A 24,195-nucleotide genomic window follows, 5' to 3' on the forward strand; every position below is an offset into this window, starting at 1 on the left:
TGGCTTGCTTGCCAAGCAACACGAGGCCGGGCTGCTCTTCGCCAACCACCTTGGCCAGCAGTTTGGCGACCGCCAGGGATTCGGCGCGCTCGTCGGTTTCAATATGGAGGGCGCGGTCCGCGCCCAGGGCCAGGGCGGTGCGCAGTTGTTCCTGGGCAGCCTTGGGGCCTACCGTGACGGCGACCACTTCCGTGGCTACGCCCTGCTCTTTCAGGCGTACCGCTTCTTCCACGGCAATTTCGCAGAAAGGGTTCATGGCCATTTTGACGTTGGTAAGGTCAACGTCGGAGTGGTCCGCCTTGACGCGGATTTTGACGTTGTAGTCGATGACGCGTTTCACCGCGACGAGTACTTTCATAGGTTCCTCGCTTGGCTTGTGATTGAAGCCGTTAATCTAACCCAGCACCGTCTAAACAAATGCCGTTGAAGAGAGTAGCGGTGCTGGCTGAAGAAGAAATAGCACCGCTTAAAATTCAGTCAAGCGTTTGATAGGCCAGTAAATGAAAAACCCTATCAATTTGCCACAGCCTACCTGCATGCGACAACACTCATTCACTACGGCCTTGGTCGAAGCATTCACCGCAAAATGCGAAAATAGTGCCCCTGCACCACGCTCAGTCATTAAATACTGCTTTTGCCATCGTAGGGGTGACCTGACACAGGTATTATGCCTATCATGAGACATAACCAGAAGCAAACGACCGTTTTAAATTAAGGCCATATTTTTATAAGCTAGTTCTGATTGAATATGGCACTTATGAAAATAAGGAGAAACCGGGTGGAAAACGTTGAACGCGATGTCATGGACTTCGATGTAGTGATTGTTGGGGCTGGCCCCTCCGGTCTGGCAGCTGCTTGCCGCTTAATGCAGCAGGCTAACGAGTCAGCGCAGGAACTCACTGTCTGCGTCGTTGAAAAAGGCTCAGAGGTTGGCGCACATATTCTCTCTGGGGCTGTTTTTGAGCCCCGTGCGTTAGCGGAACTCTTTCCTGACTGGAAAGAGCGTGGCGCCCCTCTCAACACACCCGCTCTTCGTGATGATGTCTACTTATTAAAAGACGCTGAAAAAGCGCAAAAACTGCCTAATGCCCTGGTACCGAAAAGCATGCACAACACTGAAGGGGAGTCCACCTGCTACGTGATCAGCGCCGGCAATTTATGCCGCTGGCTGGCGGAACAGGCAGAGGAGTTAGGCGTTGAGATTTTCCCTGGCTTCGCGGCCCAGGAAGTCATTGTCGAAGACGGCGCAGTGCGTGGGATCTTAATTGGAGATATGGGGATTGGCGCTGACGGCACCCCAAAAGATGGCCATATGCCCGGTATGGAGCTGCGCGCCAAGTACACTCTGTTTGCTGAAGGCGCACGTGGGCATCTGGGTAAGCGCTTAATTAAAGAGTTTTCACTGGATGCAGGGCGTGATCCCCAGCACTACGGAATTGGTCTGAAAGAGCTGTGGGATGTGCCTGCCGACAAGCATGAACCGGGGCTTGTACTACATGGCTCTGGCTGGCCACTGGGCAAAAACGTCCACGGCGGCTGGTTCCTTTACCATGCAGAAAACCAGCAGGTTGTGGTCGGGCTGATCATGGATCTTAGCTATCAGAATCCCTGGCTCTCCCCTTTTGATGAGTTCCAACGGATGAAACACCACCCGACCCTTAGCCAATACCTTGAGGGTGGCAAACGCGTGGCGTACGGAGCGAGGGCCATCACCAAAGGCGGTTTCAACAGCCTGCCTAAAATGACATTCCCAGGTGGTTTACTGATTGGCTGCGATGCGGGCACACTCAACTTTGCCAAGATCAAAGGCTTGCATACGGCGATGAAGTCTGGACTCGTCGCGGCAGAAAGCGTATTTGCGGCCATCAAGGGCGGCGATGAAGGCGCTCAGGAATTGAGCAGTTTTACCACACAATGGGAAGCCAGCTGGGCCTACCAGGAACTCAAAGAGAGTGCGAGTTTCGGCCCCGCCATGCATAAATATGGCACAGTAGGCGGAGGAGCCTACAACTTTATTAACCAGTTGCTGGGCAGTAAATTACCCAATGTCCACGATACCGTCACGGACCATGGTGCATTAAAGCCGGCGACGGAATTCGAGAAGATCAACTACCCAAAACCCGATGGCAAGCTCTCCTTCGACAAACTCTCGTCGGTGTTCCTGTCCAACACCAACCATGAAGAAGATCAGCCCTGCCACCTCCGCCTGGCTGACCCAGAGCTGCCGATCCGGGAAAACCTGCCTAAATACGCCGAACCCGCTCAGCGCTACTGCCCTGCGGGGGTTTACGAAGTGGTGGAAGATGCGCAGGGTAACCCGTGCTTTCAGATCAACTTCCAGAACTGTGTTCACTGTAAAACCTGCGATATCAAGGACCCTGCCCAGAACATAACCTGGGTGGCACCAGAGGGCGGCGGCGGCCCTAACTACCCGAATATGTAAGGTAGCACTCACCCATACCGGCATGACACTGACAGGTTATGCCGGTTGGGCGGGAGGCTCCAGGCACTCGATGGGAGCACGCTTTGCTATCAAGCGCCTGCGGCCCGCTTGTGCGAAACGTACATCGATGACAGGGTCCAGCGGATTGCCCTCCACTGCGGCCACCTCGCCTTCGCCAAATACCGCGTGCAGCAGGCGCTGACCAGGGTAGAAGTGGCTAAGTCCCTGGTATCCAGCGGCAGTTTCCTGTACCTGAGACACCGCCAGCTCTATATCATCCCTGCCCAAACGGTTGAGATACCGCTTTACCAGCGTGGGTGAACTAACCTGCAACGCAGTTTCAGGAGGACAGGAACTGGCGAGGCAGTTGGCGATCCGCATACTATCCTGCCAGGCACTCTCTGCTATAAACCGGCTGGGGCGGTGAACACCACCATCATGGAGCACCAGCAACTGCTCCTGAGCACGGGTAATCGCCACGTAAAAGAGCCGCCGCTCCTCTTCAAGGCGCTCATCACTTAGTGGATTGTCACGGCTGTAATGGGGAAAATCCTCCTCATTCACAGCAGCTACCGCCACCAGCGGCCACTCGAGCCCCTTGGCCCCATGCACTGTCGTAATCAGCACACCACCCGCCTGATTCTCAACAGGACGCTCTAGCAGCTCAATAAAGGCATCAGGGTCTTGCACGCTTTCTGCCTGTTCAATCAGCACATCAAGCAGGCGGACATCTTCTTCCCCCTTATCGCGACGTGCCGCGGCACGCTTTAAGGTTTTTTCCGCATCAATGGTTTCCACAACGTAACTAAGCAGCTTGGCAGGAGGCCAGGAGCTTAGCTTGGGCAACTCGCACAGTAATGCCCAGCGTTTTTTCAGCGTCCGCCGTTGCAAAGGCTTTAAGGCAGTCAGTACCGGTTCGTGGCGCTCAGGCCAGCACTGGGTACTGGCCAGCTGATACGCCAAATGCTGCAGTCGCTCATGAGCTACAAACGGCGTGGGTTGCGACAGCAGCAGCAGCAATTGCTCAGGATCATGAAGCAGCTCAGGCCGGCGGGACAATTTCAAATAGCCGGCCAGCGCCTGTACCAGAGGTAATCTGAAAACAAAACGGTCTTCCCGCAGCAGACGAAAAGGAATACCGGCCTGTAATAATGCCAGTTGAAAAGGCACTGACAACGCCCAGCTGCGTACCAACAGGCAGGCATCGCTTAAAGGGCGCCCTTGTGCCTGCCAATCCATTAGCGCATCCAACAACAGCCGGCTGCCCTGCCCAACCGATATGTGCGTTTCGGGATTGTTGGCATCCGCGAGACAGAGCTGATCAGGGCGACGTTGATTTGCCATGACGGCATGATTGGCCGTTAGCGCCAGTGCATGACCGTGCCGAAAGGTGGTAGAAAGCGGGTAATCGGTTGCCTTGCCGAACGTACGGGTGAAATTTTCAAGCATGGTATCGGGGCGAGCGCCCCGCCACTCATAAATGCACTGGTTAGCATCACCCACCGCCATAACATCGGCACTTTGACCCGCCAGTACCGCTAACAGCCGCTGCTGGGCGGTATTAATGTCTTGATACTCATCAATGATGACATGATCAAGAAAGCCCTCCACCCGCTGCCGCAGGGCGCTCTCAGCCTCAAGCACCTGAAGTGGTCGATAGAGCAGATCGGCGTAGGTCATTAGCCCCTCCGATGCCAATATGCGCTCAGCCTCTTCAAATACAGCGGGAAAATAGTCAGTATCAGGCTCGTAACCAAGGCGCTCATAGAGCTCTTTTGCAGGCAACATTTCCGCTTTGACTAACCCGCAAAAGTGCGCCAGCGCCTCCAGGCGGTCTCCCTCTAATGCAGCATCACGGCGCTCTACCGCATCACCCAGCACGTTGAGGCTTGCCTGACGAAGCAGGCGCTCCAACTGCCATTCAGCTGAGAGCAGGCGCCTGGGGGGCAGGACTCCCCAGCGACAGAGACTTTGGGTAAGCCGATGGCCCAGCGAGTGAAATGTTCTCACGTCGGGTAGCGGCTGCCCGACAGGCGCCATACTCACCAGACGGCGCTGAAAGTCATCTCGCGCGGCACGGTTGAACATTAATACCAGAATACGCTTTGCGGGCACATCATTGGCCAGCAGATGCAGCACTCGTGCCGCCATGGTAGTGGTTTTGCCAGCTCCGGCAACAGCGGCCACCCTGGCATGCCCCGCATGGTGATGGACCACCGCTTGCTGTTCAGCCGTTAACTTCACAGCGCCTCACTGGGCATATCATCAGCATATAACTCTCCCAACGGATACCAGTTACCAGCACTGAAAATCCGCAGTTGATATCCGCCATCCTCTGTGTGGCGAGGTGTCGCCTGATCAACCAAACGATAAAAAACATTACGGTGCAAACGGGCACCCAGCCCAAAGCGAACCGCAATTTCAGGTACCCTCTCCCCTTCAGGAGTCCTACTTAGCGATAAAGGGTGCTGAGCATCTAAACGCACAACATCATCAAACTGCGTGGTAAACCACCAGGCATCATCGTGAAAATCCGCCTCTACTGCCATCAACGGCCGATCCTCTACCTGTAACCGCCACTTCTCCACAGGGGTGACCAGGCAATAACCGTCATCGTCATGGCGTAGCAGACTTGCCAATACACGTAAAATGGCGGGCCGGGCAAACGGCTGCCCCTCATGCAGCCAGCTACCATCCGCCTGAATGATAATATCGATATCGCCAGAGAGGGCCGGTTGCCATTCGTTAACGGGTGGAATGGCTGCTGAGCCTTGCTGGTGCTGCAGCAGGCGATCAATATTCATTGTCCGCACCTCCACGTGAACGTTAAGTGCTATACCAGCAGCCCGGACTGCACCAATGCCTGTTTGACATGCTCGGGCGCATCAGGCGCTGCATTGCGGAACAAGTGATAAAAATTAGCCGTTGTCTGCATTGCCACTTCATCAACGCTGATATTACGTGCTTTCGCAATGCACTCTGCGACTTCAACAACCCAAGCCGGCTCATTGGGTTTGCCACGATAGGGAACCGGTGCCAAATAGGGGCTGTCAGTCTCAATCAGCAGGCGATCCAATGGGAGCTGGCACGCCAGCTCCCGAAGTGATGCCGCATTACGAAAAGTGATAATTCCCGATAGCGAGATATAAAAGCCTAAGCGTACGGCTTCCCGCGCCATATCCAGATCTTCAGTGAAACAGTGTAATACACCTCCCACCTGGGGGTTACTGTACTCACGAAGCAGAGACAGGGTTTCCTGCTTTGCTTCGCGTGTGTGCACGATAACCGGCAGTTCAAGCTCACTGGCAGCCATTAAGTGGCGCTTGAAACGCTTATGCTGCACCTCAACCGATACACTGTCCCGGTAATGATAATCCAGCCCTGTTTCACCAATCGCGACTGCACCGTACTGCTCAGCAACCTCTACGATATCCTCAACACTCGGCTCTTTAGACGCCGTATGCAGGGGATGCAGGCCTGCTGAGATAGCCACATCATGATGCTCCCGGGCAATCGCTGCCAATTTGGGCATATCATCCAGGGTGACCGCAATGGCAAGAAACTGGCTAACATTGGCCGCACGGGCTGCCGCAAGCGTTGCCGCAATATCGCCACCATGGGTATGCTCAGACAGGCGGTCCAGATGGCAGTGTGAGTCAACAAACATGCAGATCTCGTTTATCAGTAAAATAAGTAGTGCTTTGGTAACACTTAAAGCGTAAATGAAGGAGGGGCTTTATCCAGCTGGCCCGCCAGAAGCGTTTCAATTCGGTCACGTACAGGGTAATCCTGCTGGCTGAAGTGAACACCGATACCAGGCATCCTACGCCCGCTAACCCCCTCAGGAGAAACCCAGATAACACTTCCCGTTACAGATAAACGTTCACTCTCCCCCGGCAACGTAAGCAATAAAAACACCTGCTGACCAAGGGTATAGGGCGTTGTGGTCGGCACAAAAATGCCACCTCTATCGAGAAAAGGCATATAGGCCGACAGCAGCGTCGGCACATCCGGTATTGTTAATGAGAGCGCTTTTTGGGCAGCCATCACCACCTCGCTAGAGGGCTAATTGATTATGAGCGCAACAGCGTGGACCAGCGTACCAGCCAGGCTTCAAGCACCAACTGAGGATTGGGATTAGCCCCCATTGCCAACAGGCGACGCTGTTCGCGGGCGTAATCCAGTAATCGGAACCAGTCCTGCACGCGGGCATTTTTAACGGCCTGTCGATACAGCGGCTCCAGGTCGGGATTATGTAGCGCGATAGTTTCCCCGGAAAGCCCCAGGCGAATCAGGTCTTCGAGCCACGCAATACCGTACCACAAGATGGCGTCTATCGCTTGACGATCAAGCCTTGCCGCCTCAGACACAGGCTCCGCGCCTCGTACAAGTTGCTCAAAGCAATCATGAATCTGATGGCGCAGTGCCCGCTCATCGGGTGCTGCCAGCTCTACAGCCAATAATGGTAAGCCTCCCGACACACGCCACCAGAAATACGCCTCGTCACTTCCGAGCTTTTCTGTCAGCCAGCCGCGGCAAGCCTCAAAGGGAATACTGGCCAGCGGCCATTGCTGGCACCGGGAACGAATCGTCGGCAGCGTGCGTGACGGTATGTCTGACAGCAGGATAAAGAGCGTTTTTTCACCCGGCTCTTCCAGGCTTTTCAACAGCGCATTCGCTGCGGCGATATTCATCGCTTCAGCAGGCGAGATCACAATGACCCGATACCCGCCCTGCTGAGCCGTCTGGGAAACAAAGCGGTTAACGTCGCGTATCGGGTCAATACGGATCTGGCGCTTCCCCTCTTCAGGAGAAATACGCAGTAGATCCGGATGATAGCCAGAAGCCAGCATGGCACAACTATGGCAATGGCCGCAGGCCTGGTCTGTCGGCTGAGCACACAGCGTCCTGGCAATAAGCGCCTCCGCGAGCTGCTGTTTACCTACCCCATGGGCACCACTGATAAGTAACGCATGGGGCATACGTCCCTCATTGGCAAGGTGCACCAACTGCTGCCATGTATGCTGGTGCCAAGGCAACACAGCGGTCAGCGCCATAACGCCATCCGCTCAGCCAGTACATCTGCCAACGCTGCCTGCACACTCTCAAGCGGCTGCTCAGCATCTATTAGTGCAAAACGCTTTGTGTCTGACGCCGCGCGCGCCAGATAGGCTTGGCGCACCGCCTGGAAAAAAGTGGCTTGCTCCTGCTCAAAGCGGTCGCGCTCGGTTTGCTGATCGCGTAACCGCCCTTCCAGGCGTACCTTTGCAGCCGCTGGCGACATATCCAACAACAGGGTGAGATCTGGAGAGAGGCCTTGCTGGACAAAGTGTTCAAGCGTCGCAATACGCGTACTGTCAATCCCTCGCCCCCCCCCCTGATAGGCGAAGGTGGCATCCGTAAAGCGATCACACACCACCCAGGCACCTCGCTCCAGCGCGGGCACTATTTTTTGCGCCAGATGTTGGGCACGGGCTGCAAACATCAGCAACAGCTCGGCGTCACTATTTAGCGGCTCTTCAAAAGAGGGATCCAGCAGCAGTGCACGAATAGCCTCAGCACGTGGCGTCCCCCCCGGCTCCCGGGTGCGCACCACTTCCAGCCCTTGCTCTTTTAGCCACGCCTCTACAAACGCTACGTTGGTAGATTTACCTACCCCCTCACTGCCCTCAAGCGTAATGAAGCGTCCGCGCTGAATCATTGAAGCCCCTTACTGAATAGATACACCATAAAATTGCCCAACCTGCATACAACACTATCGATTACGGATATAGCGGTTGACGGCATTGTTATGTTCCCGCAGCGTGCGTGAAAAATGGTGCGTACCATCACCACGGGAGACAAAATAAAGTGTTTCCCCAGGCAATGGATTAACTGCGGCTTCCAAAGAAGCACGCCCAGGCATCGCAATCGGAGTGGGAGGCATGCCATCAATAACATAGGTGTTATAGGGTGTTGCCTCCCGTAAATCCGCCCGGGTTATGCGCCCCTCATAACGCTCTCCCATGCCGTAAATCACGGTTGGATCCGTCTGCAATCGCATCCCCTGCTCCATGCGGCGTTTGAAGACACCGGCAATCTCACGACGCTCTTCGGGAGCACCTGTTTCACGTTCAATCAGCGATGCCATAATCAGCGCTTCATAAGGAGTACTTATGGTGAGATCGTCGTCGCGCTCCTGCCAGACCTCCTCCAGGATACGCTCCATACGATTTAGTGCCTGGCGTAATATGTCAACATCGCTCATACCCAAGTGGTAGCGGTAGGTGTCGGGGAAAAACCATCCTTCAGGAAACGTCTCCTCACGTTCCAGAAGTGCCATTATTTCGCCATCACTCATATCCGCCGTACGATTCTCAAGCTTGGGCGCCACATTCAGCAACTGACGGATCTGGCGAAACGTCCAGCCCTCGGGTATCGTCAGCGGGTACGTGACAACGTTATTGCTGCCTAATAACGCGATCATTTCCAACCCGCTCATACCTGGGGTCAACTGGTACTCCCCTACACGCAAACGCGGCACACGCTCAGGATAGACTCTCGCCATTAATTGAAAGGCCCAGGCATCTGCGATGATGCCTTGATCTTCCAACTGACTAACCACCTGGTTAAAACCAGCCCCTGCCGGCACTTGATAAAGTGTGGGCTCATTAAGCGTTAATGACGCCTCTAAGCGGCTTTGCCAATAGTAGTAACCACCTGCTGCGACAGCAGCGCCAAGCACCACCAAAATCCCTATTACGGCCAATAACCGTTTCAGCATAACTACAATCACTCTCTTCAGACCCTGACTAACAGGGAGATGGCGAATAGCCAAGTATGCGATGCCCACAGGTTTGTAATCTATCCCGCCCCTCCTGGGGCCAGGATCGCAGCACATCGCCCGTGTCACTTAGCAGTTCGTTCACTGGCCAAACACCTTGTACGGAATTAGCCACCCACAAGCGTTCAACATCTGGCAACGCCTTTAACGCGATGGCCGCCTCCCGCACCATTCCCAGGTCTAACAGGGCAGCTCGCAAAGTCCCAGCGACACCACAACGCTCCAGGGGGGGAGTAAAAATCTGTCCCGCCTGCTGCCAAAAAACATTCATACTGGTAGCTTCAATCAGGTTGCCGTCCACATCTCCCAGCAAACCTTCTGCAATTGTATGATCCTGCCACTCCTGGCGTGCCAGTACGTTTTCTAAACGGTTCAGGTGCTTTATACCGGCTAACAAAGGCTGGTGGCTAAGGCGCAACTTACAGATACGTACGCTAACCCCCTGCCATCGTTCGGTATTTGACATAAACGGCATCCGGTGGCTTACCAGCCTCGGCACCATAGTGCCAGGTGGTTGATAGCCGCGACCACCGCTCCCGCGTGTGAGAATCAGCTTTAGCACTTCAAGGCCGGTTTCAGGCTTATGTGACCAGGTCGCCTGCAGTCGCTCAGGTGATGGCAACGGAATATTCAAGCGCTGGCAGCCCAGGACCAAACGCGCATGGTGGTAGCGCCAAAGTACCGGCTGACCTGCACGCAACAGTACTGTTTCAAATATCCCGTCGCCATATGCCAGCCCGCGGTCATCGAATGGCACCAGGGGCATAGACATTGTGTGTTACACCTTTGTGAACAGCAGCGAACCGTTAGTACCGCCAAAACCAAAGGAATTGGACAGTGCTACATCAATACGCATTTCACGGGCAGTGTGGGGCACGTAATCAAGGTTGCACCCTTCCTGAGGATTATCCAGATTGATGGTGGGCGGGGCGATCTGGTCCCGAATGGCCAGAATACTAAACACCGCTTCAACCGCCCCGGCAGCCCCCAGCAAGTGCCCAATCATGGACTTGGTAGAACTCACTGCCACTTGTTGAGCAGCACTGCCCAATATGCGCTCAATGGCGCGGCTTTCTGCTAAATCGCCTGCTGCCGTTGAAGTGCCATGCGCATTAATATAGTGCACCTTTTCAGGGTCCAATCTGGCATCTTTGATGGCGTTGCTCATTGATAAGGCTGCGCCACGGCCATCCTCGGGTGGAGCGGTCATGTGGTAGGCGTCATCACTCATGCCGAAACCAGACAGCTCGGCATAAATATTGGCACCACGAGCCTTGGCGTGCTCGTACTCTTCAAGTACAAGCACGCCCGCACCGTCTGACAGCACAAACCCATCACGATCGGCATCCCATGGGCGACTGGCAGCTTCCGGGTTATCGTTGCGCGTTGACAATGCCCGTGCCGCTGAAAACCCACCCAGACCCAAAGGAGTCGTGGCCATTTCCGCACCACCACAAATCATTACGTCGGCATCACCATAGGCAATCGTGCGTGCGCTATAGCCGATGTTATGGGTACCCGTGGTACATGCAGTGGTAATGGCAATATTAGGCCCTTTAAAACCATGCTGAATCGCCATGTTGCCCGAAATCATATTAATGATGGAGCCAGGCACAAAAAAAGGTGAAACGCGGCGTGCCCCCCCCTTGTTAAGCGCATTGTGGTTATGCTCAATCATCGGCAGCCCGCCGATTCCTGAGCCAATAGCCACCCCAATGCGTTCAGCATTCTCCTCACTGCACTCAATACCTGAATCCCGAACCGCCTGAGCGCCAGCAGCCATGCCGTACTGAATAAACAGATCCATCTTGCGGGCATCTTTGGGGTTTAGGTAGGGGCTAATATCAAAATTTTTAACCGAACCGCCAAACCGTGTATTGAAACCACTGGTATCAAAATGCTCAATAGGTGCTATGCCGCTTTTGCCCGCGACAATATTTGCCCATGACTCATTCACGCTATTACCCACTGGGGTCACCAGGCCTAACCCAGTTACCACTACCCTTCTACGCGCCATCAGCTTTCCTCCAGGCATCCATGGTGACACGACCCATCCGGGTCATTCGCTGCAGAAATTTGGTGACTAGTATAACGGAGATTGAACGTTATAATCATTGTGACCGCAAAGCAAAAAAGCCGCCCCTTGTTCAGGACGGCTTTTTTTAATCCGGGTGGTAGCACCCCACCCTGGTTCGCTGCATCAACTCAGCCCTTACTGGTGGGCGTTAACGTAGTCGATAGCCTCTTGAACCGTGGTAATTTTTTCAGCTTCTTCATCAGGAATTTCAGTATCAAACTCCTCTTCCAAAGCCATTACCAGCTCAACGGTATCAAGTGAGTCAGCACCTAAGTCTTCAGTAAAAGAAGAGCTATTCTGGATATCTTCTTCTTTTACGTTCAGGCGCTCTGCCACAACTTTCTTCACGCGCTCTTCAATAGTACTCATCAACGTACTCCAGTCGTTCACATTAGCCGTTATTGATAACCAGCTATTTGGAAACCGCAAGCCAAAAGCTGCGGGGTAGTTTATAGACGCCCTTGGGTCGACGCAACCGCCAAACCCAAGGCCATCAACGCATATTCATGCCACCGTTCACGTGCAGCGTTTCGCCGGTAATATAACCTGCCGCATCGCTTGTCAAAAAACCAACAGCAGCGGCAATCTCTTCAGGCCCGCCCAGGCGAGCAAGGGGAATTTGCTTTAACAACATCTCATGCTGGGCCTCTGGCAGCGCCTCAGTCATGTCGGTAGCGATAAAACCAGGAGCAACAGCGTTAACCGTAATCGCCCGTGAAGCCACTTCTCTGGCCAGCGCCCGGCTAAAACCTTCCATCCCGGCTTTGGCCGCAGCATAGTTAGCCTGGCCCAGGTTGCCCATGGTTGCCACTACAGAGCTAATCGACACGATACGCCCAAAACGTGCTTTTGTCATACCACGCAGACAGGCTTTACTCACTCGATAAACAGATTTGAGGTTGGTATCAATCACGCAGTCCCACTCCTCCTCTTTCATTCTCATGAGCAGGTTATCGCGAGTGATGCCAGCATTGTTAACCAGAATCGTGGGGGCACCAAAACGCTCAGTAATCGCTTTTAGCACTAGGTCAATGCTTGCCTGATCAGTGACATTAAGGCACATACCCGCACCTTCAATGCCGTTCTCCTTCAGATCCACATCGATTTTTTCAGCACCCGATTCACTGGTAGCGGTGCCTACCACAATGCGCCCCTGGCGCCCAAGCTCATGGGCAATAGCACGCCCAATGCCTCGGCTAGCGCCAGTCACCAGCGCCACTCTACGTTCTTGCGTCATAACGTTCTGCCTTTAACCATATAAGTAAGCAAGGGTAGCGGAAAATGGTGACTTATCACGCACCATCTGCCAACGCTTCACGGGCCAAATCCAGAGCAGCATCCAAACTATCAGGATCGTTGACTGCCAAGCCTTTGGCACTACGCACAATGCGCTTATTTAGCCCGGTCAGCACCTTGCCTGGACCACATTCAATAAATACATTAGCACCCTGCTCTACCATTGCTTCAACGCAAGATGACCAGCGCACAGGTTGGTAAAGCTGCTCAATCAACCGGGTACGTAATGTATTGATGTCAGCGTGAGGCTGTGCATCCACATTCTGAATGACAGTATAGCGAGGTGCACGCAATTCAATTTCCTGCATAGCCTGAGCCAGGCGCTCAGCAGCAGGCCGCATCAACGCACAATGAGAAGGAACCGAGACTGGAAGCACCATCGCACGCTTGGCGCCCGCTTCCTGGCACGCCAGAATGGCGCGTTCAACGGCACCTTTATCACCCGCAATCACCACTTGCCCCGGCGAGTTGTAGTTGACCGCCGAGACCACCTCACCTTGTGCAGCCTTCGAACAGGCGGCCTCTACAGCGCTATCATCAAGACCGAGAATAGCCGCCATGCCTCCCTTACCGACAGGCACGGCCTCCTGCATGGCCTCACCACGCAGGCGCACCAGCTGTACACCTTCAGCAAAGCCCATAACGCCCGCGCACACCATAGCGCTATATTCACCCAGGCTATGGCCTGCCATCACCCCAGGGCGGGGACCTTCAAGCTCTTGCCAAACACGCCAAATGGCAACGCTTGACGCAAGCAGGGCAGGCTGAGTGCACGCCGTGGCATTTAACGCTTCCTCTGGGCCTTCCTGGACGATTTTCCACAAATCGTAGCCCAGAGCATCTGACGCTTCCTCAAATGTCGTTCCCACCACACTGTAGCGCTCGGCCAGCTCCCGCAGCATTCCAAGCTGCTGAGAGCCTTGCCCGGGGAAAATGAGGGCAAGGGGTTGAGACATGTCGTTCACCTTTGCTCTTGTAGGCATTTGCTCATCTGAGCGATAGACGCAGTTATTGGTCCCGTTGCCAGAACGGTTGTTGGCATATTCTGCTGCCACCGATAACCCGCAAAAAAATAGTTATCTAACGTTTTATTCTCATACCTGCGTTAGTGACTAAGAACGCAGCCAGCGCCCTGCAATTCGGGCAGGCAAATTATGCTCAACTTCCTGCAACGCTCGCTGAATAGCATAGTAGAAACCATCTGCACGGGTGCTGCCGTGACTCTTGACCACAATACCCTGCAACCCTAACAAGCTGGCCCCATTATAACGCACAGGATCCAGCTCCTGTTTTAGGCGCTTCAGTACAGGTTTGGCCAGTAGGCTTGCCAAACGCCCGCTTAGACGTGCTTCGAACGCCATCTGCACACGTTCTACCAACATACGGGTCAAACCTTCACTTGCTTTCAATGTGACATTACCCACAAAACCGTCACACACCACCACATCAAGCTTGCCCTGAAAAATATCGCCGCCTTCAGCATATCCCTGATAGATAAACCCCAGGTCGCTTACGCACTCTCTCAGCAATCGATCCGCCTCACGTACATTAACATTGCCTTTCGTTGCCTCCGCCCCAACATTAAGCAGTGCCACTCTTGGTCGCTCAATACCATCAATGCACTGCGCCATGGCAGCTCCCATGATGGCAAAATCAAACAACCGGTGTGCCGGGGAATCCACATTCGCCCCCAAATCAAGCAAATAGCAGCGACGCCCTCCCCGGGCAGGGATTGCGGTACTAATCGCAGGACGCGAAATCCCCTCCAGCATACCCAGTTCCCGCCTGGCCAGCGCAACCAATGCTCCCGTATTACCAGCACTCACACCAGCTGCCGCCTCGCCTAATGAAAGGCAATGGAGCATGCAGGCCATGCTGGTCGCCCCCCCTCGGCGTAGTGCCCAGGCAGCGGTTGCCTCCTGCGAGACAGTTTCCGGCGCATCGCCAACCATTAAACGTGACGTTGCCGCAGCCAGAGGCTGCGGCAAGCGCGAAAGCTCAGCATCAATCTGCTGACGCGGGCCGAACAGGGTAAGCTCTAGATCAGGACGCTCAACGACCGCCCTTGCGGAGCCTTCGATAATGGCACGGGGGCCTTGGTCACCCCCCATCACATCAATCGCCAGGCGCACGTGGCACCCACCCTGTTTCGCCGCTCATAAAAGCGTTAAGGCTTAAACCTCAACAACCTTACGACCACGATAGAAGCCGTCAGGTGAAACATGGTGGCGCAGGTGAGTGGTACCCGTTTCTTTGTCCTGGGACAGAGTAGGTGCGCTCAGCGCATCGTGGCTACGACGCATGCCGCGCTTGGAACGAGTTTTACGGTTCTGTTGAACTGCCATGGGTGTTTACTCCAAGGTATGTAGGGTAAGTGGTGCTTATTTCTTGCCTTTCAAAGCGCCTTTGCCTTTTAAGGCATTAAGCACCGCGAAAGGGTTCGTTGCTGGTGCGGACTCTTCAGCCGCGCCTTCGCTCTTGCTGACCAGCTGCTTCGCCGAGACATGGCATTCGGTCTCATCGTGATAGACCACCTGCGGTAAGCTGAGGATAAGCTCATCCTCTACCACCGTCAGCAAGTCCAGCTGTTCATGTTCCACCAGCACCGGCTCATGACTGGCAGGCAGCTCGGCAGCCAGGGCTTCGTCAGTGATCATTCCAAGCAGGAATTCACTCGACACGCTCTGGCTTAGCGGCACCAGGCAACGACGACAAGGCAGTGCCAGGGTCGCTTGCAAATGGCCACGAATTTCACGACGACCTTGGGCATCAACACCAAACTCAAGCACGACATGGCAGTCGCCGGTTTGATCACCTGCTTCTTCAGCAAGACGTGGCAGCTTATCAAGCGCCACTATGCCTTCGAGTCGTTCGCGGCGGGCTGCAAGCTTATAAGGCTCAACCCGGCTGGGGAGTTGTGAGGTCAACATAGGCGCGCAATGATAGGCACTCACCTCCCTGGTGTCAAAGCTGTCGGTGCAATTCTTGACAGATTATCACTTAAAAAGGCCTAAATAGGCATGTCCATTCGGTTTCGTTACACTCACGTTGACTGTAACACTGCGACCAATCGCCCCGAGGAGAGTGTAGTGCCTGAAACAAACACCGCCCCGCTGGTCCTGGCATCCAGCTCACGTTTCCGCAAAACCCTGCTGGATCGACTACAGCTACCTTACCAATGTTACTCACCGGACATTGATGAAACCCCACTACCAGGGGAGTCGCCCAACGCGCTGGTACACCGCCTTGCCCTTAGCAAAGCCAATGCAGTGGCAACACGCTTCCCTAATCACTGCATTATTGGCTCAGATCAAATCGCCCTGTTTGAAGGTGACATTCTGGGTAAGCCCCATACCGTCGAGCGCGCCCGCGCCAATCTGGCCCGCTTCTCCGGCCGCCAGGTTACTTTCCTCACCGGTCTGGCACTGGTCGACACCCGCCACCAGCGCCATCAGGTACATATCGAGACCTTTGATGTGCTTTTTCGCACGCTGACTGAACGAGAAATTGAGCGCTATGTCGCCCTGGAACAACCATTAGATAGCGCGGGCAGTTTTCGCATGGAGGGGCTGGGTATCGCACTATTTGAAAAACTGGAAGGACGCGACCCCAACGCTCTGATCGGCCTGCCGCTAATCGCCCTTTGCGATATGCTTCGCCAAGTGGGCATGAACCCACTTGGCGAAGGGTAATGGCAATCCTGGCTAAGGGACCCTAAAGCGCAGCGGTGAGCTGGAAGACTGAATACCCAACACCTCGGCTGCTGTCTGCGTAAAACGTCGTGTCAAACGCTCAAAAGGATCAAGACGCGGCGTGTAGTCCTCCCAATTAGCTTCCCCCACTTGCGCGCGTGCCACCTGCTCAAGGCTTGCCAGCTCATCGATTAACCCAAGCCCAAGCGCCTGCTCACCACTCCAGACAAGCCCGGAAAAAATCTCTGGATTTTCACTTAACCGATCGCCTCGACCGGCGCGAACGTCACTCATAAACTGCTCATGGGTGCGCGTCAACACGGTCTGCCAAAACTGTTCAACGTCCTCATCCAGCGGCTGAAAAGGGTCAAGAAACGCTTTATTTTCTCCTGCGGTCATTACCCGACGCTCAACCCCCAGTTGATTAATCGCCTCCTGAAAACCAAATCCCGCGTAAATAACTCCAATCGAACCCACCAAACTTGCCGGAGACGCCATAATCGTATCGGCAGCTGACGCAATATAGTAAGCACCGCTGGCACCCACATCTTCAATAACCGCAAAGATGGGCTTATCCCCCTGCTCCCGCAACCGCATAATTTCCGCGTAGATGCGCTGAGACTGGACAGGACTACCTCCTGGGCTATCAATATGCAGCACCACCGCCACCGCACTATCGGATGACCATGCACGGTTTAAGCCCTGAATAATCCGCTCAGCATTGGCAGGGGCATCACTGGCAATCACTCCATTAACCTCTACCAGCCCCAAATGACGTTGCGTCGGCGCCGAAACAGAAGGCTCATCCCAAAAAACCCGATATGCCGTCGTGGTGATTGATACCAATACAATAGTAAGCAGCATCAAACGAAAGAACAGTTTCCAGCGGCGTGTTCGCCGCTGCTCGGTGAGAACACCGCCAATCCACCGATCCATCATTTCCATCTGTGCCAGACGCTGGCGTTCGCGCAGTGTCTCCGCATCATCGCCAGCATCCCCCACTACTCCAGCATCCTGCTTAGCCCTTTGTGAGACGTCAGGCCCCTGGGTCCAGAGGTCGCTCTTCGCCTCGCCAGACGATTCGCCCACCTTGCCTGGCACCTGCTCACTATCGCTATTACGCCGTTGATCATCACTCATAACTGTCCCTAACTGTGGCGGTGTAGCCTGTCTTCGTAACCTATGCCAGCAATCTGCCTCATCATACTGGTTTTAGCTCTGAATGGTCAGTTACTACGGACTAGCCGTACAACCAATCGAAGAGATCATTAACATTGTGGGCCACCCAACTGGGCTGGCTGGCTGCCAGTCGGGCGGGGGTATGAACACCGTAAGTTACCCCTACCCGGTCCATACCAATCGCTTTGGCCATTTCCAGATCATACTCGGTATCCCCCACCATGACGGCCCGATCAACCGGCACAGCCAACTCTTCGAGGAGTTCGTTGAGCATTTGAGGGTGAGGCTTGGAGCGGGTCTCATCGGCTGTTCGACTCGAGTGAAACCACCCACCACTGCCGGTTTCTGCAAATATACGGTCAAGTCCACGCCTGCTTTTTCCCGTGGCGACTGCTAATCGCTGCTGATCACGCTCACGCAAACGTGCCACTTGAGCCTCAACGCCCGCAAAAAACCTCATCGGCGTAGTGTTTTCATGTACAAAGTGATGGGAGTAGCGCTGACGCAGCCGCTCGGCTTGAGCAGGTCCGATTCCTGGACACAGCCTGGCGATTGCCTCGGGCAGCCCCAAACCGATGATATCTTCGATAGCGCCAACTTCAAGCTCCCCCCATTCCGCTTCTCTGGCAGCCGCCTGCATACAGGCAACAATTTTTGGTACCGAGTCCATTAAGGTGCCATCCCAATCGAAAATAATTAATTCATAGCGCATTGAGGTTCCTTATTTCCGGGCACGCTGTAGTGCATCTTCCAACCCTTGCGGCAGCGGGGCTTTCACTGTTACCGGACGCCCATTACCGGGCTCAGGAAACGTTAATGAGCGGGCATGTAAAAAGAGCCGATCCACTTTCAACTGCTGGGTCATATGGGCACTTTCGCGAGTGGAGTATTTATCATCCCCGAGTAGCGCATGGCCCGCATGGGCAGCATGCACGCGAATCTGGTGGGTACGCCCCGTCACAGGCTCCGCTTCGACAAGTGTGGCTTTTTCAAATGTCTCCACGACGGCAAAGTGAGTGCGGGATACCTTACCATTCGGGTCCACACGCACCCGTCGCTCACCGTTACCTGCATCAAAACGATCCAGTCGTGCACTGACATACGTTTTACGTGCAGGCCAGCGCCCACTGACCAATGCCAGATAACGCTTATCCATCGCATGCTTTTTAAGCGCTTCATTGAGGGTAACCAATGCATCGCGGGACTTGGCCAATAACAGACACCCTGATGTGTCACGATCCAACCGGTGTACCAGCTCTAAAAACGTAAGGTCATCCCGAACCTGACGCAGCGCTTCAATCAAGCCGATTTTAACGCCACTACCACCATGCACTGCCAGACCGGAAGGCTTATTGATCACCATCCAGTCAGGACCTTCCATGATCACACTACCCACCAGCAGGTCGCGTAAATTATCACTCACCTCTTTCACTGCCTCCCTTGGAGCCAGACGCAGGGGCGGTACACGAACCAGATCACCTGCCTGCAGGCGATAGTCCACTTTGACCCGCTTCTTATTAACCCTCACCTCTCCCTTTCTGACGATACGATAGATCAACGCACGAGGAGCCCCTTTTAATCGCGTCATCAAAAAATTATCAATTCGCTGACCCGCCTGTTCCGGGGCGATATCCACCCACTGCACTTCGCGCCCTTCGGCCATTGCCGCGTACTCCTGGTATGATCTCGTAACATCAGGCTAGAGCCTGCTGGCGTTTCAGAGTGACCTTGAATGAAACGTCAACAAGCCTTAAAACCGCATTCTAACGTAGACCCATGGGCATTGCGTCAATTGCTGGTAGTTGTCTTTACTGTTATATTCCAAAGCGCTCACTGGCCTGGCATGGTCAACTTGTAGTTAACCGTATTATTGCAAGCGGATTGCCATGTTTTGCCCAAGCACCTGCCCGACAAACACGCAGGTCAGAGCATAGGTTGAATGGATTAGTGTACGCATGGTCCACCTCCTGAACGTATTGAAATGCAGTTACTCTGCCGCATGTAACTTTGGCGGCAGATACACTTAAACCTCGCCCGCAATGGCAGGTAATTGCTTAAACAAACGTAACGCTCCAAGCAGTTGCTCCTTTTCGTCACAAGGTGCCACCTGACTTGGTGCGCAAAGATCAACGCTGTGCTGATGGCCGGCGTTGACGAATCGATGAATGCCAGGTGTTGGCGGTGTCAGCAGGGCCGGATGGACGTGACAGCCACCGAAACATGTTCTGCCTCCGCCACGTACTCAACGCCCTTTCGGCCGGGTCGGCAACGATGCCTTCCCGGTTTAATGCGTCAGCATAGCTATGCGCCGAGCACAAGCACGCAGCACCCAGCGATTCGTCTACGCCACGCCTAGACGGTTCGTCGGCACGCAACGCTATGCGAGACAATATGAAACGGATGCTTATTAACGCGACCCAGCCAGAAGAGCTGCGGGTCGCGCTGGTAGATGGACAACGCCTTTACGACCTGGATATCGAATCAGGCGCCAGGGAACAGAAAAAAGCCAACATTTATCGTGGTAAAATCACCCGTGTTGAACCCTCTCTTGAAGCTGCTTTCGTCGATTTTGGTGCCGAACGCCACGGTTTTTTACCGCTGAAAGAGATCTCCCGCGAATACTTTATAAAAGATGTCTCCGGTCGCCCCAGCATTAAAGAGGTGCTGAAAGAGGGTCAGGAGGTCATCGTCCAGGTTGATAAAGAGGAGCGCGGTAACAAAGGCGCCGCCCTCACAACATTTATCAGTCTGGCGGGACGCTTTTTAGTGCTAATGCCCAATAACCCACGTGCAGGCGGTATTTCACGCCGCATTGAGGGGGATGACCGCAGTCAGCTTAAAGACGCTATGGGACAGCTGACTGTACCGGATAAAATGGGCCTGATCGTACGTACCGCAGGCATTGGCCGCAGCTCAGAAGAGTTACAGTGGGACCTGGATTATCTGGTACAGGTGTGGGAATCGATCACCACCGAGGCTGGCAAACGCTCAGCGCCCTTCCTGATTTACCGTGAGTCCAATGTCATCATCCGTGCCATGCGCGATTACTTACGCCAGGATATTGGCGAAGTATTGATCGACAGCCCTGAGATCCACGCAGAGGCTTTGGGCTTTATTCGTCAGGTAATGCCGTCCTATCAGCAGAAAATCAAACTTTATGCTGATGAAGTACCGCTGTTTTCCCGTTTTCAGATTGAGTCACAAATCGAAACCGCCTATCAGCGCGAAGTTAAGCTCCCCTCTGGTGGCTCCATTGTTATCGACCACACCGAAGCACTGGTGTCCATTGATATCAACTCGGCCCGCGCCACCCGTGGCAGCGATATCGAAGAGACCGCTCTACAGACAAACTCAGAGGCAGCTGACGAAATCGCACGTCAACTGCGTTTGCGGGATATCGGCGGCCTGGTGGTGATCGACTTTATTGATATGGGGCCAGCCCGCAATCAGCGTGAAGTTGAAAATCGCATGCGGGACGCCCTCAAGCTGGACCGCGCTCGCGTACAGATTGGTCGTATTTCGCGCTTCGGCCTGATGGAGATGTCGCGTCAACGTCTGCGCCCCTCACTGGGTGAAACCAGTGGCGTGGTGTGCCCGCGCTGTAATGGTCAAGGCACGATCCGGGATGTACGCTCCTTGTCGCTTTCAATTATGCGCCTGATTGAAGAAGAGGCGATGAAAGAGCGCAGCGCACAAATTCGTGCCATCCTGCCGGTACCTGTCGCCACTTATCTACTGAACGAAAAGCGTAGTGTTTTAGCGGATATCGAATCCCGTCAGGGCGTTCGCGTGGTACTCCTGCCAAACCCGGATATGGATACCCCCCATTACGATGTCCAGCGTCTGCGAGACGATCATTTAGATGAAGATGACAGCCAGACCCTGTCCAGCTTCGAAATTTCCACAGATACGGAAGTAGGCAAAGAACCAGCCCCCAGCTTTGCACCACCAGCGCAACGCGCGGAGGCGGCCGTGAAGAGCGTAGTGCATAACGCACCAGCGCCTGCCTCCCTGCAAACAGAAGAGGCGCCCGCTAAAGCCACGGCGCCGGCGCCCTCAGCATCAGAGCAGCCCAGTGCGATTGGCCGCTTTATTCGTGGTTTTGCCAAACTGCTTGGCGGCGATGAGAGCAAGGCCCCACAGCCGGAAACTGAAGCACCTGCAAAGCGCGAGCAACCCAAGCGCTCAAGCACTCAGGGCAGCCGCAACAGCGATAAAAAGCCTTCCCGCGAACGCAACGAAACCACCAGCAAAAGCGAGCAGCGCAGCAATAACCAGCTGCGCAATGCCAGCAGTGGTGATGATGCCGGAGATAAACGCAGCGGCCCCAGCCGTACCCGCAATCGCCGCCGCCACCCCCAGGAAGAGAGCAAACTGCAGGAAGGCAGCAATAAAGGTGGCCGTCAGAAAGAATCGTCCAGCAACACGGCGAAGGAGGCCCAAAACGACACCACCAAGCAGGCCCAGACTGAGAGCCGCCGTGATGCGAATCGTGACAAGCAGCGGGATAATAAGCCCAAAAGTGATGAGCCACGCAGCACGAATGCTACACCTGAGACCAAACCAGAGAGTGGCAAACAGGACGGTGCTCCGCAGGATGACGGTAAGCCAAAGCGGACACGCAATAACCCCCGCAACCGCTCGCGTAAACAGGCGATTAACCCCCAGGCCGAAGCGGAGCAACTGAAACTTCAGGCTGACGCTGCCGATACAGCTACCAGCGAAGGTGGGCGAGTTACGCCAATCGAAGCACCCAAAGTGGACGACAGTGCTCCCATCGCGCAACTGGCTCCTCAGCCCAGCAGCGCTGATGCCTCTTCTGAGGAACAGCAACCGACTGCTGAGCGTGATGATGGCACAACAACAGCACAGCCTGCGGAGAAGGCAGATAAAGCGCGCAAAGCAACCCATCAGCGCCGCCAGCCCAAAGCCGCACAGCCCGAGCCGGAAACGGAAGACACCACGGAAACACCTGCCCAGTCTCAGGCGGCATCTGCTCAGGCCTCCACGGCAGGCGAAGAGTTGCGTGCACCCCTGGCCGTTGATGAACCCGTCGAGGTTTCACCGGAAGCAACCGCTGCCAGGGCTGAAGCCAAACCAGCTGACACTGACGCAGCGCCACCGCAATCCGATGCAACAGCTGGCGATACAGCCTCAACGGCAACGGAAGAAGAGCTGTCTCCTGCACCGACCACAGCTCAAGTGGAGCAAGCCCAGCCGGAGCGCCTGGCAGATGCCCCAGAAACTGTTGAAGCCCCGGTGACAAACAGCGGACCTGAAGCAAAAGTGACGCCCAACGAACCCACCGCCGCGAGCGAGCCGGTAACGTCACAACTGTCTGAGGCGACGGCCCCTACTGTTGAGGAAGCGGCCAAAGCGCCAGAGAGTACAGCGACAGAAACTGCGGTATCAGCACCGTCTGAAGAAGCCAAGGCGAGTGAAGAAACCGAGATAGCTGATGAGGCCACCTCATCCGGTGAGGTATCACCACCCGCCAAGACGCTAGAAACGGCATCACCCCAGGAAGATGCCCCCAAACCAAGACGCCGTCGCCGCGCTCACAATGATCCACGTGAACTGCGTAAGCAGCAGACTCAGGATATTGGCAAAGAGTAAGATGCTGGCAACTAAAACCCCGCTACGGCGGGGTTTTTTTCGGGCTATCGCTGTCTATTTATGCCTGTATCAGCCGAGGCTCAGGCTCAAGTTCAATGTTAAAGCGATCCAATACCACCTGGATAATACGCCCGGCAAATTGCAATAATTCACGACGATCACCACCGCCAAAATGCACAATCACAAGCGCCTGGCGCTCATGAACGCCAAATGCTCCCTCACGCCCCCCCTTTAGCCCGCACTGGTCAATCAACCAGCCTGCCGCCAGCTTGGTCAACCCTTCCGGTTGGGGGAAATGTGGCATATCAGGGTATGTCTGAAGCAAACGAGCTGCCTGGGCATTGCTAACCAGTGGATTTTTAAAGAAGCTACCGGCATTGGCAAGCTGCTGCGGATCAGGCAGCTTCTCCTGTCGAATAGTGCAAACCGCGTTGGCGACTGCCAAGGGATTTGGCGATGCAGGCACTCTTGAAGCAAGGTCCCCATAATGGAGCCTGGGAGCAGGCTGCCTGGATAAACGCAGTGCAAGCTGGGTAATGACGACTTTATCAGCCAACTGATGCTTAAAAATACTATCACGATAGCCGAATTGACATGAGACTCTATCCATCCAGCGCAGATTGCCCGACTTGAGGCCAACGACCTGAACCCCTAACAGAACATCCTTGAGCTCCACGCCGTAGGCCCCGATATTCTGAATCGGTGCGGCGCCACAGTTGCCGGGAATAAGCGCCAGGTTTTCGAGTCCCCATAGGCCACGCTCAGCCAGCCTCATCACCAGGGAGTGCCAGTTCACCCCCGCCCCCACGTAGGCCACCACATCATTGCCACAGCTTTCCAGCCACCAATGCTGAAATGACGGGCGAATGGCAATTCCATGTAGTTGAGGAGGCAGCAGCACATTACTTCCCCCACCCAACAGGGTAACAGGCCACCGCCTGTTGGCAGCTTCGTGCATCACTGCCTGCAAGCCACTCAGGGTTTGAGGAGCGGCGTACCAATCCACATGACAAGGTAACCGCAATGTATTAGAGCGTGTGAGATCGACGCTCTGCTGGAGGGTGGTCAT

General features: G+C 54.8%; 23 protein-coding genes. 3 read left to right on the forward strand and 20 right to left on the reverse strand.

The genetic code is table 11. The features are described from left to right. On the reverse strand, positions 1 to 358 hold a 358-nt coding region (locus HP566_RS18225; protein ID WP_425348215.1), incomplete at its 3' end, for an electron transfer flavoprotein subunit beta/FixA family protein. Between the two features lie 420 nt (positions 359 to 778). Here HP566_RS18225 and HP566_RS18230 point away from each other — a divergent pair. Beyond that, positions 779 to 2,443: an electron transfer flavoprotein-ubiquinone oxidoreductase gene (locus tag HP566_RS18230; RefSeq protein WP_249978739.1), complete on the forward strand. Its 1,665-nt coding sequence runs from the start codon at positions 779 to 781 to the stop codon at positions 2,441 to 2,443. 36 nt (positions 2,444 to 2,479) lie between these two features. Here the strand turns inward: HP566_RS18230 and HP566_RS18235 are convergent, their stop codons facing one another. The 15 genes from HP566_RS18235 to HP566_RS18305 all read right to left on the reverse strand — a co-directional run bounded on the left by HP566_RS18235 (position 2,480) and on the right by HP566_RS18305 (position 15,569). Then, positions 2,480 to 4,687: an ATP-dependent helicase gene (locus tag HP566_RS18235; protein WP_249978740.1), complete on the reverse strand. Its 2,208-nt coding sequence runs from the start codon at positions 4,685 to 4,687 to the stop codon at positions 2,480 to 2,482. Further along, entirely contained in the window at positions 4,684 to 5,247 is a 564-nt protein-coding gene (locus HP566_RS18240) for a DUF1285 domain-containing protein (protein WP_249978741.1), read from the reverse strand. Before HP566_RS18240 ends, HP566_RS18235 begins: the two co-directional genes overlap by 4 nt. A gap of 29 nt (positions 5,248 to 5,276) precedes the next feature. Further along, positions 5,277 to 6,110, reverse strand: a complete 834-nt coding sequence (locus tag HP566_RS18245; protein WP_249978742.1) for a TatD family hydrolase — start codon at positions 6,108 to 6,110, stop codon at positions 5,277 to 5,279. Positions 6,111 to 6,154: 44 nt separating this feature from the next. Continuing rightward, positions 6,155 to 6,490 (reverse strand): PilZ domain-containing protein, encoded by a 336-nt coding sequence (locus HP566_RS18250; RefSeq protein WP_249978743.1) that lies wholly within the window; start codon positions 6,488 to 6,490, stop codon positions 6,155 to 6,157. A 26-nt stretch (positions 6,491 to 6,516) separates the two neighbouring features. Continuing rightward, positions 6,517 to 7,500 carry a DNA polymerase III subunit delta' gene (locus tag HP566_RS18255; RefSeq protein WP_249978744.1) on the reverse strand — a complete coding sequence of 328 codons (984 nt, stop codon included), beginning with the start codon at positions 7,498 to 7,500 and terminating at the stop codon, positions 6,517 to 6,519. Next, positions 7,491 to 8,144 carry a dTMP kinase gene (tmk, locus tag HP566_RS18260; protein WP_249978745.1) on the reverse strand — a complete coding sequence of 218 codons (654 nt, stop codon included), beginning with the start codon at positions 8,142 to 8,144 and terminating at the stop codon, positions 7,491 to 7,493. The genes HP566_RS18255 and tmk overlap by 10 nt, the downstream gene beginning before the upstream one ends. A 54-nt stretch (positions 8,145 to 8,198) precedes the next feature. Beyond that, positions 8,199 to 9,206, reverse strand: a complete 1,008-nt coding sequence (mltG, locus tag HP566_RS18265) for an endolytic transglycosylase MltG (protein ID WP_249978746.1) — start codon at positions 9,204 to 9,206, stop codon at positions 8,199 to 8,201. Positions 9,207 to 9,234: 28 nt separating this feature from the next. Continuing rightward, positions 9,235 to 10,038: an aminodeoxychorismate lyase gene (gene pabC, locus HP566_RS18270; RefSeq protein ID WP_249978747.1), complete on the reverse strand. Its 804-nt coding sequence runs from the start codon at positions 10,036 to 10,038 to the stop codon at positions 9,235 to 9,237. A gap of 6 nt (positions 10,039 to 10,044) precedes the next feature. Then, positions 10,045 to 11,283 carry a beta-ketoacyl-ACP synthase II gene (gene fabF, locus HP566_RS18275; RefSeq protein WP_249978748.1) on the reverse strand — a complete coding sequence of 413 codons (1,239 nt, stop codon included), beginning with the start codon at positions 11,281 to 11,283 and terminating at the stop codon, positions 10,045 to 10,047. Between the two features lie 195 nt (positions 11,284 to 11,478). Next, on the reverse strand, positions 11,479 to 11,712 hold the full coding sequence (acpP, locus tag HP566_RS18280; RefSeq protein ID WP_008956801.1) for an acyl carrier protein: 234 nt from the start codon (positions 11,710 to 11,712) through the stop codon (positions 11,479 to 11,481). Between the two features lie 124 nt (positions 11,713 to 11,836). Beyond that, positions 11,837 to 12,580, reverse strand: a complete 744-nt coding sequence (gene fabG / locus HP566_RS18285) for a 3-oxoacyl-ACP reductase FabG (RefSeq protein ID WP_249978749.1) — start codon at positions 12,578 to 12,580, stop codon at positions 11,837 to 11,839. 55 nt (positions 12,581 to 12,635) lie between these two features. Next, positions 12,636 to 13,595, reverse strand: coding sequence for an ACP S-malonyltransferase (fabD, locus tag HP566_RS18290; protein WP_249978750.1), 960 nt, complete (start codon positions 13,593 to 13,595; stop codon positions 12,636 to 12,638). Between the two features lie 156 nt (positions 13,596 to 13,751). Beyond that, positions 13,752 to 14,771: a phosphate acyltransferase PlsX gene (gene plsX / locus HP566_RS18295; protein ID WP_249978751.1), complete on the reverse strand. Its 1,020-nt coding sequence runs from the start codon at positions 14,769 to 14,771 to the stop codon at positions 13,752 to 13,754. 42 nt (positions 14,772 to 14,813) lie between these two features. Continuing rightward, entirely contained in the window at positions 14,814 to 14,984 is a 171-nt protein-coding gene (rpmF, locus tag HP566_RS18300) for a 50S ribosomal protein L32 (protein WP_009099300.1), read from the reverse strand. Positions 14,985 to 15,020: 36 nt separating this feature from the next. After that, a complete protein-coding gene (locus tag HP566_RS18305) occupies positions 15,021 to 15,569 on the reverse strand; it encodes a YceD family protein (protein ID WP_249978752.1) in 549 nt (182 codons plus the stop codon). Positions 15,570 to 15,728: 159 nt separating this feature from the next. On the opposite strand from HP566_RS18305, the gene HP566_RS18310 reads away from it, so the two are divergent. Then, complete coding sequence (locus HP566_RS18310; protein WP_249978753.1) at positions 15,729 to 16,331, forward strand: Maf family protein; 603 nt, start codon at positions 15,729 to 15,731, stop codon at positions 16,329 to 16,331. Positions 16,332 to 16,343: 12 nt separating this feature from the next. Here the strand turns inward: HP566_RS18310 and sppA are convergent, their stop codons facing one another. The 3 genes from sppA to HP566_RS18325 all read right to left on the reverse strand — a co-directional run bounded on the left by sppA (position 16,344) and on the right by HP566_RS18325 (position 19,173). Continuing rightward, positions 16,344 to 17,471: a signal peptide peptidase SppA gene (sppA, locus tag HP566_RS18315; protein WP_249978754.1), complete on the reverse strand. Its 1,128-nt coding sequence runs from the start codon at positions 17,469 to 17,471 to the stop codon at positions 16,344 to 16,346. A 100-nt stretch (positions 17,472 to 17,571) separates the two neighbouring features. Further along, positions 17,572 to 18,222 (reverse strand): HAD family hydrolase, encoded by a 651-nt coding sequence (locus HP566_RS18320; protein WP_249978755.1) that lies wholly within the window; start codon positions 18,220 to 18,222, stop codon positions 17,572 to 17,574. Positions 18,223 to 18,231: 9 nt separating this feature from the next. Then, a complete protein-coding gene (locus HP566_RS18325; RefSeq protein WP_249978756.1) occupies positions 18,232 to 19,173 on the reverse strand; it encodes an RluA family pseudouridine synthase in 942 nt (313 codons plus the stop codon). 728 nt (positions 19,174 to 19,901) lie between these two features. On the opposite strand from HP566_RS18325, the gene rne reads away from it, so the two are divergent. Continuing rightward, on the forward strand, positions 19,902 to 23,126 hold the full coding sequence (gene rne, locus HP566_RS18330; RefSeq protein WP_249978757.1) for a ribonuclease E: 3,225 nt from the start codon (positions 19,902 to 19,904) through the stop codon (positions 23,124 to 23,126). A gap of 58 nt (positions 23,127 to 23,184) precedes the next feature. Here rne and murB read toward each other — a convergent pair whose 3' ends face one another. After that, entirely contained in the window at positions 23,185 to 24,195 is a 1,011-nt protein-coding gene (gene murB, locus HP566_RS18335; protein WP_249978758.1) for a UDP-N-acetylmuramate dehydrogenase, read from the reverse strand.

Source organism: Vreelandella olivaria, from assembly GCF_023507745.1.
In the GTDB taxonomy this organism is placed as follows: domain Bacteria; phylum Pseudomonadota; class Gammaproteobacteria; order Pseudomonadales; family Halomonadaceae; genus Vreelandella; species Vreelandella olivaria_A.